Here is a 7,294-nt window from a genome sequence, read left to right on the forward strand (position 1 = left end):
CGAGTCCCGTCCACTCCGCCAGATTCCTTGTGCAAACCCAGCGTCTGCACAGACAAGAAGCCACCGCAAGGTGGCTTTTTTGTTTCTGCCGCGTGCAGCTCGCCTGCATGGCTGCCTCGCTTTCGCTTGGGGGGCAGGCAAGCATGTGCGAAAAGCGGGCTTTGCCACAGATTTTTTAAGGGCAAACCCGGAACTTTGCCTCAACATTCGTAACAATAGATGGTGTCCCGATCACGGGACATTCACTTTCACTGCTCCCGCCTTCGTCTCGCCCCATGCGCCTTGCGCCATCGTTCCTGTTTTCCTTGCTGATGCTGTTGTCCATCTTCTGTGGACAGGTGGCGGCGTCGGCATCGTCCGATGGACTGGAAAGCGATGGCTTGCTGGCGCACCACCCCATCGTGACCATCGATGAGGAATTCCTCGAAGAACTCGCGGAAGTCGAGGAAGACGACGAGACGGAGTTTGCCGAGCTGACGGCACACGGCGGCAATACCCGCCAGCTGCTGGCCCTGCTGGCCTGTGGCGAGGACCGTTCCGCCGAAATGTACTGGCCGCCCGAGCCCATCGCCGTGCAGGTGGTGTCGCTGTGGGCCCCGCCTTCGACCTATTCCCAGGCGCACCTGTCGCCCGCTCCGGGCCAGCTGCTGCGCCCTCCAAGACCTTCCCTGCTCGGCTGACCGCATATTGCGGCGCAGGCATGCCTTGTGCCCCTTGCGCCCCTTGTCGGCTGACGCATCCCACTGCCTGATCACTGCTCGTGCGCGCCTTGCTGGCGTGCATGCCATGCCGTCGTCCGCGCGCTGACTGCGCACGGCCCGGCCATGCCCGTTCCCGCGTTGTCCGCAGGGGAGGGCCCATCTCTTACTCAACCCCTCGACTGTCGTTTCGCGGCAGATGCATGCCATGGTGAATCCAACGGTATTGGCGGGAATGGCCCCCGCTCGTTTTCCATCCTTTTCGCGCAAGGCCTTGCAAGGCGCGATCTGCAGCCTGCTGGTGGGCTGGAGTGCCGGTGCCTCGGCACAGGCCCCCAGTGAGCCCCAGGCTCCTTTGACGCAGGCGGCTCCAGCCGCCGCCGCAGCCGCCGAGGCCGCGGCGTCCCGTACGCCGATCGTGCCGAAGGCCGGTTCGGCAGCAGAGGCCACAGCGGCTGCAGCGGGCCCTTCGGTGGCTTCGGCCGCCGCACAGCGCCTGCCCCAGCTGAGCCTGAACGAGGTCGTTCGCGCCGTGCTGGACCACAACCCCGATCTGCGCGCTGTCGAGCAGTCGCGGACCACGGCGCGCGCAGGCGTGGTCAGCGCCTCGGCGCTGCCCAATCCCAAGCTTGAATGGAACCAGGGCCGCAACAGCGCCCGCGTGCCCGGCGCGGCGGCCGGCACGGTGCAGGGCTGGGCCGTGGCGTTGCCCATCGAGAACCCCGCCGTGCGCGGTGCGCGCGTGGAGGCCGCCAGGGCAGGCGAGCAGGGGTCGGTGCACTTCGTGGCGACCACGCGCAATGCGCTGGTGGCCCAGGTGCGGCTGCGCGCCTACGAAATGGTGCTGCGCGAGGCGGAGGTCGAGGCCGCCAAGGAGGCGGTGCGCCTTCTGGAGCAGGCCCATGAGCGCGTCCGCGTCCGCGTGGACAGCGGCGAGGCGGCCCGCTACGAAATCATCAAGGCCGATGCCGAAATCATCCAGGCGCGCCAGCAGGAGCAGACCGCAAGGCTGCGTGCCGAGCAGGCGCAGCTGTCGCTGGGCCGCCTGGCCGCAGGCCAGCTGCCCGTGCGCTTCCGCCTGGATGTGTCGCTGGAGGACCCGCTGCGCATCGAGGACATGGGCGAGATCGATCCCATGGAGCATCCCGAACTGCGCCAGCTCAAGGCGGAGGTCGAGCGTGCGCAGGCGCGGCTTGATGGGGCAAAAGCTTCGCGCTGGCCGGGCGTGGAGCTGCGCTACGGCCAGACGCGCGAGCCCGACGTGCGCCTGAACACGGTGGGCGTGAGCATCCAGATCCCCTTGCTCGACCAGCACCGCGGCCCCATCGACGAGGCGGCCTCCGAGCTGGAGCGCGCGCGTCTGCAGCTGGAAGGCCGGCAGATCGAGCTGCGCCAGCAGACGCTGCAGGCCTGGAAGGAGCTGGAGATGGCACGACTGCGCACCCAGGCACTGAGCCAGGGTTCGGTGCGCGAGGCCGAGTCGGCCCTGCGCGTGGCCGAGGCCGCCTACCGCTTCGGCGAGCGCGGCATTCTCGATGTGCTCGATGCGCAGCGCGTGCTGCGCTCCATCCGTGCAGACCTGCTCGATGCGCGCTACCAGCTGCAGGCAGCGCGCATACAGCTCGAATACCTCGCGGGCCGCTACGACGATCCGTCCGCGCTGTGAAGCGCGCCGTCCCTGCCTCACACCCGAAATCAGAAACGAACATGTCCTTGAATATGCATCCGCAACCCATCGCCGCCCGCGCAGGCAGCAGCACCTTGGTGAATTCCCTGGCCCTGGCCGGCCTGCTGGCCGCAACGCTGGCGCTGAGCGCCTGCGGCAAGAACGAAGAGGCCGAAGCCAAGGCGGCGCCCGCAGCGGCCGCTGCCCAGGAGCAGGACCCGATGGAGGTCCGCGTCACCGCCGAGATGGCGCCCAACTTCGCCGTCAAGCCCGTGGCGCAGGCGCAGATCGCGCTGCTGCAGGAGGTGTCCGGCCGCATCGAGGCCAATGAGCGCCAGGTCACCCGCATTGGCGCGGCCGCCACGGGGCGCGTGACCGAGGTGCTGGTCGAAGTGGGCGACCGCGTGCGTGCGGGCCAGGTGCTGGCCCGCGTGGCCAGCCCCGAGCTGACCACCGCCCAACTGGCCTATCTGCGTGCACACTCCGCCGCCACGCTGGCCGAGCGCGGCGTGGAGCGCGCGCGCCAGCTGATCGCGGCTGATGTCATCGGCTCGGCCGAGCTGCAGCGCCGCGAGTCCGAGCTGTCGATTGCGCGCGCCGAGCAGCGCGCTGCCGGCGACCAGTTGCGCCTGATCGGCATTCCCGACAGCGCCATCGCCCAGCTGCGCGACAAGGGCACGCTGCAGTCGCATGCGGCCGTGCTGTCCACAGGGGCCGGCGTGGTGATCGAGCGCAAGGTCAGCTCCGGCCAGGTGACCCAGCCCGGCGATCCGCTGTTCACCGTGGCCGACCTGAGCAGTGTCTGGGTGGTGGGCGCGATTCCCGAGCAGATGGCCAGCGGCGTGCGTGCCGGCCAGGCCGTGGAGATCGCCGTGCCCGCCCTGGGCGAGCGCGTGCTGTCCGGCCAGATCGTGCATGTGGGCGACACCGTGACGCCCGAGACCCGCACCGTCACCATCCGCACCCAGGTGGACAACACCGAGCGCGACCTCAAGCCCCAGATGCTGGCCACCATGCGCATCCAGGGCGAGGTGCGCCAGCTGCTGGCCGTGCCGGCCGAGGCCGTGGTGCGCGAGAACGACCGCGACCATGTCTTCGTCAAGAAGGGCGAGAACCACTACCGCCTCACGCCCGTCGAGCTGGGCACCGCCAGCGGCGGCATGCGCCCCGTGAACAAGGGCGTGGCCGATGGCACGGTCATCGTCACCACGGGTGCCTTCCACCTGAACAACGAGCGCAAGCGCGCAGAGCTGGAGTAAGCCCATGATCGCTTCCATGATCCGGGCCGCACTGAGCCAGCGACTCATCGTGATCGTGCTCTCGCTGGTGCTGTGCGGCTTTGGCCTGCGCGCCGCCATGAATCTGTCGGTGGATGCCTTTCCTGACGTGACCAACGTCCAGGTCCAGGTCGCTACCGAGGCGCCAGGCCGCTCGCCCGAGGAAATCGAGCGCTTCGTGACCGTGCCGCTGGAAATCGCCATGACCGGCATGCCGGGCCTGGTGGAGATGCGCTCGCTCAACAAGAGCGGCCTGTCCATCATCACCCTGGTCTTCACCGATACCACCGACGTGTACTTTGCGCGCCAGCTCGTCACCGAGCGGCTGATGGAGGTCACGCCGCGCATGCCCGAAGGCATCATCCCCGTGCTGGGGCCGGTGTCCACGGGCCTGGGCGAGGTCTATCAGTACACGCTGGACCATCCCGACGACGGCAAGCGGGCCCTCACGCCCGAGGAGCTGACCGAGCGCCGCACCATCCAGGACTGGGTGGCGCGCCCGCTGCTGCGCTCCATTCCCGGCGTGGCCGAAATCAACTCGCAGGGCGGCTACGTCAAGCAGTACCAGGTGGAGGTCGACCCCGGCCGGCTGCGCCACTACGGCCTGTCCGTGCGCCATGTGGTCCAGGCCATCGCCGACAACAACGCCAACGCCAGCGGCGGCATCCTGCCCCAGGTGACCGAGCAGTACCTGATCCGCGCCGTGGGCCTGATCCAGTCGCTGGAGGACATCGGCAACATCGTCCTCAAGCAGGATGGCGGCGTGCCGGTCTTCGTGCGCGATGTGGCCGAGGTCCAGCTGGGCCAGGAAGTGCGCCAGGGCGCCATCATCAAGGGCGGCTATACCGAAGGCGTCTCCGGCATCGTGCTGATGATGCGCGGCGGCAATGCCAAGGAAGTCGTCACCCGCGTGAAGGAGCGCGTGCAGGAGATCAACTCCAAGGGCATGCTCCCCGGCGGCCTGCAGATCGTTCCCTACTACGACCGAACCGACCTGGTCGACTCGGCGCTGTGGACCGTGGGCAAGGTGCTGATCGAGGGCATCCTGCTCGTGGTCGTGGTGCTCTTCATCTTCCTGGGTGACGTGCGCTCCAGCCTGATCGTGGTGGCCACGCTGATCATCACGCCGCTGACCACCTTCATCATGATGAACCGCTGGGGCATCTCGGCCAACCTCATGTCGCTGGGAGGGCTGGCGATCGCCATCGGCCTCATGGTCGATGCCACCGTGGTGGTGGTGGAGAACGTGTTCCACAAGCTCGGCCAGGCCGGCGACAGCATGGGCGCACGCGTGCGCACCGTGCTCTCGGCCACCACCGAGGTGGCCACGCCCACCATCTTCGGCATCGCCATCATCATCCTGGTGTTCCTGCCGCTGATGACGCTGCAGGGCATCGAAGGCAAGATGTTCGGCCCGCTGGCGCTGACCATCGCGATCTCGCTGGCGGTCTCGCTGGCCGTGTCGCTGTTCCTGTCGCCCGTGCTGTGCTCGTACTTCCTCAAGGGCGGCGCGGACCATGACACGCGCCTGATCGCCTTCCTCAAGCGCCACTACCTGCGCCTGCTGGACCTCGCCACCGCGCGCAACCGCGCCACGCTGGCCGTGGCCGTGGCGCTGCTGCTGGGCTCGCTGGGACTGTTCCCGCTGCTGGGCAAGTCCTTCATGCCCACCATGAAGGAGGGCGCGCTGACGCCGCAGATCAACCGCGTGCCCAGCATCTCGCTGGACGAGTCCATCCGCATGGAAATGGCGGCGATGAAGGCCGTGGCCGAGGTGCCCGGCGTGCTCAGCGTGGTCTCCAAGCTCGGACGCGGTGAATCGCCGGCCGATCCCGCAGGCCCCAACGAGTCCGACCCCATCGTGCTGCTGGACCCCGAGTCCGACCGCACCCAGGACGAGATCGACGAAGACATCCGCCAGCGCCTGTCCTCGATCCCGGGCGTGCAGATCGTGCTGTCCCAGCCGATCTCCGAGCGCGTGGATGAAATGGTCACGGGCGTGCGCTCGCAACTGGCCATCAAGGTCTTCGGCGACGAGCTGGACGATCTGCGCGATGTCTCCGAACAGGTGGCCCGCATCCTCAAGAGCGTGCCGGGCAGCACCGACATCCGTGTCGAGCGGCTGTCGGGCCAGCAGGCGCTCACGGTGGATATCGACCGCAAGGCCATTGCCCGCCACGGCCTGAACGTCACCGACGTGCAGGGCGTGATCGAGTCGGCCATCGGCGGCAAGGACGTGACCACGGTCTACGAGGGCGAGCGCCGCTACAACGTGGTCGTGCGCTTCCCCGAGCCCTTCCGTGGCTCGCCCCAGGCTGTCGGCGCCACCTTGCTGACCACCAGCACCGGCGCGCAGGTTCCGCTCAACAGCGTGGCCCGCATCGAACTGGTGGACGGACCCGCGCAGATCAGCCGCGAAGGCGGCAAGCGCCGCGTGGTCGTGGGCGCCAACGTGGAAGGGCGCGACCTGGGCGGCTTCGTGACCGAAGTGCAGCAGCGCATCGACAAGGAAGTGCAACTGCCCGACGGCTACTACTTCAAGTACGGCGGCCAGTTCGAGAACATGGAGCGCGCCATGGGCACGCTGCAGGTGATCGTGCCGCTGACCATCGTGGCCATCTTCTTCCTGCTGTTCGTGCTGTTCAATTCGGTCAAGCTGGCCGGGCTGATCATCCTGGTGCTGCCTTTCGCCTCCATCGGGGGACTGATAGGCCTGTTCGTCACGGGCGAATACGTGAGCGTGCCGGCATCGGTGGGCTTCATTGCGCTGTGGGGCATTGCGGTGCTCAACGGCGTGGTGCTGGTCAGCTGCATCCGCAAGCTCCGCGAGGATGGAATGGATGTGGCCGAGGCCGTGCGCGAAGGCTGCGTGCAGCGCTTCCGCCCCGTGATGATGACGGCCACCGTCGCGCTGCTGGGCCTGGTGCCCTTCCTGTTCGCCACCGGCCCCGGCTCGGAGGTGCAACGCCCGCTGGCCATCGTCGTGATCGGTGGCCTGATCTCGTCCACCCTGCTTACGCTGGTGGTGTTGCCGACCCTGTACCGCTGGTTTGACGAAAAACCGCTGGAAGCCTGATGAAGGAGACACTGCAATGACCATGAAGGAAATCCGGGCCATCGTGCGCCCCAGCCGCCTGGAGCGCCTGCGCGACGCGCTGCGCGCCATTCCCAACTTCCCCGGCGTGACGCTGTTCCGTGCCGAGGGCTTCACGGCCCCGGCCGCCATCGACAAGCGCAGCGTGAAGGAGGAGTTGACCGACTTCTCCGACAAGATCATGGTCTGCGTGCTGGCCGAGGCCTCCATGGTCGAGCCTATCCGTGCGGCCATCACCACGGCCTGCCATTCGGGCCAGGTCGGCGACGGCCTGGTCTGGGTGGTGGACATCGCCGAGATCCACCGCATACGCGATGGGCAGAGCCTGGCCTGACCCGGGCTTGAGCAGGGCGCCGGAATGCAGGGCGACATAAAAAAGTCATGCATTCCGGAATTGCCCCAAAAACGCTGTGCTACAATTTTTGAATCGCAGCAACGAAGCAGTGCAACGTTGCAGCAAGGGGGGTATAGCTCAGCTGGGAGAGCGCTTGCATGGCATGCAAGAGGTCATCGGTTCGATCCCGTTTACCTCCACCAAAAATTGAGACTTGAGTATTTA

General features: G+C 67.3%; 5 protein-coding genes and 1 tRNA gene. All 6 read left to right on the top strand.

Annotation, left to right across the window (positions count from 1 at the left end):
* The first annotated feature begins 311 nt into the window (after window positions 1-311).
* A complete protein-coding gene (locus KDK82_RS05195; protein ID WP_224986538.1) occupies window positions 312-680 on the top strand; it encodes a hypothetical protein in 369 nt (122 codons plus the stop codon).
* Window positions 681-906: 226 nt separating this feature from the next.
* Window positions 907-2,364: a TolC family protein gene (locus KDK82_RS05200; RefSeq protein ID WP_088165433.1), complete on the top strand. Its 1,458-nt coding sequence runs from the start codon at window positions 907-909 to the stop codon at window positions 2,362-2,364.
* A 41-nt stretch (window positions 2,365-2,405) separates the two neighbouring features.
* Window positions 2,406-3,623, top strand: a complete 1,218-nt coding sequence (locus KDK82_RS05205; RefSeq protein ID WP_088164187.1) for an efflux RND transporter periplasmic adaptor subunit — start codon at window positions 2,406-2,408, stop codon at window positions 3,621-3,623.
* Window positions 3,624-3,627: 4 nt separating this feature from the next.
* On the top strand, window positions 3,628-6,717 hold the full coding sequence (locus KDK82_RS05210; RefSeq protein ID WP_065348134.1) for an efflux RND transporter permease subunit: 3,090 nt from the start codon (window positions 3,628-3,630) through the stop codon (window positions 6,715-6,717).
* Between the two features lie 16 nt (window positions 6,718-6,733).
* Complete coding sequence (locus tag KDK82_RS05215; protein ID WP_013801593.1) at window positions 6,734-7,069, top strand: P-II family nitrogen regulator; 336 nt, start codon at window positions 6,734-6,736, stop codon at window positions 7,067-7,069.
* 127 nt (window positions 7,070-7,196) lie between these two features.
* Window positions 7,197-7,272: transfer RNA gene (locus tag KDK82_RS05220), tRNA-Ala, on the top strand.
* The last annotated feature ends 22 nt before the right edge of the window (window positions 7,273-7,294 follow it).

This window comes from Delftia sp. K82, from assembly GCF_002193035.1.
GTDB lineage: Bacteria > Pseudomonadota > Gammaproteobacteria > Burkholderiales > Burkholderiaceae_C > Comamonas > Comamonas acidovorans.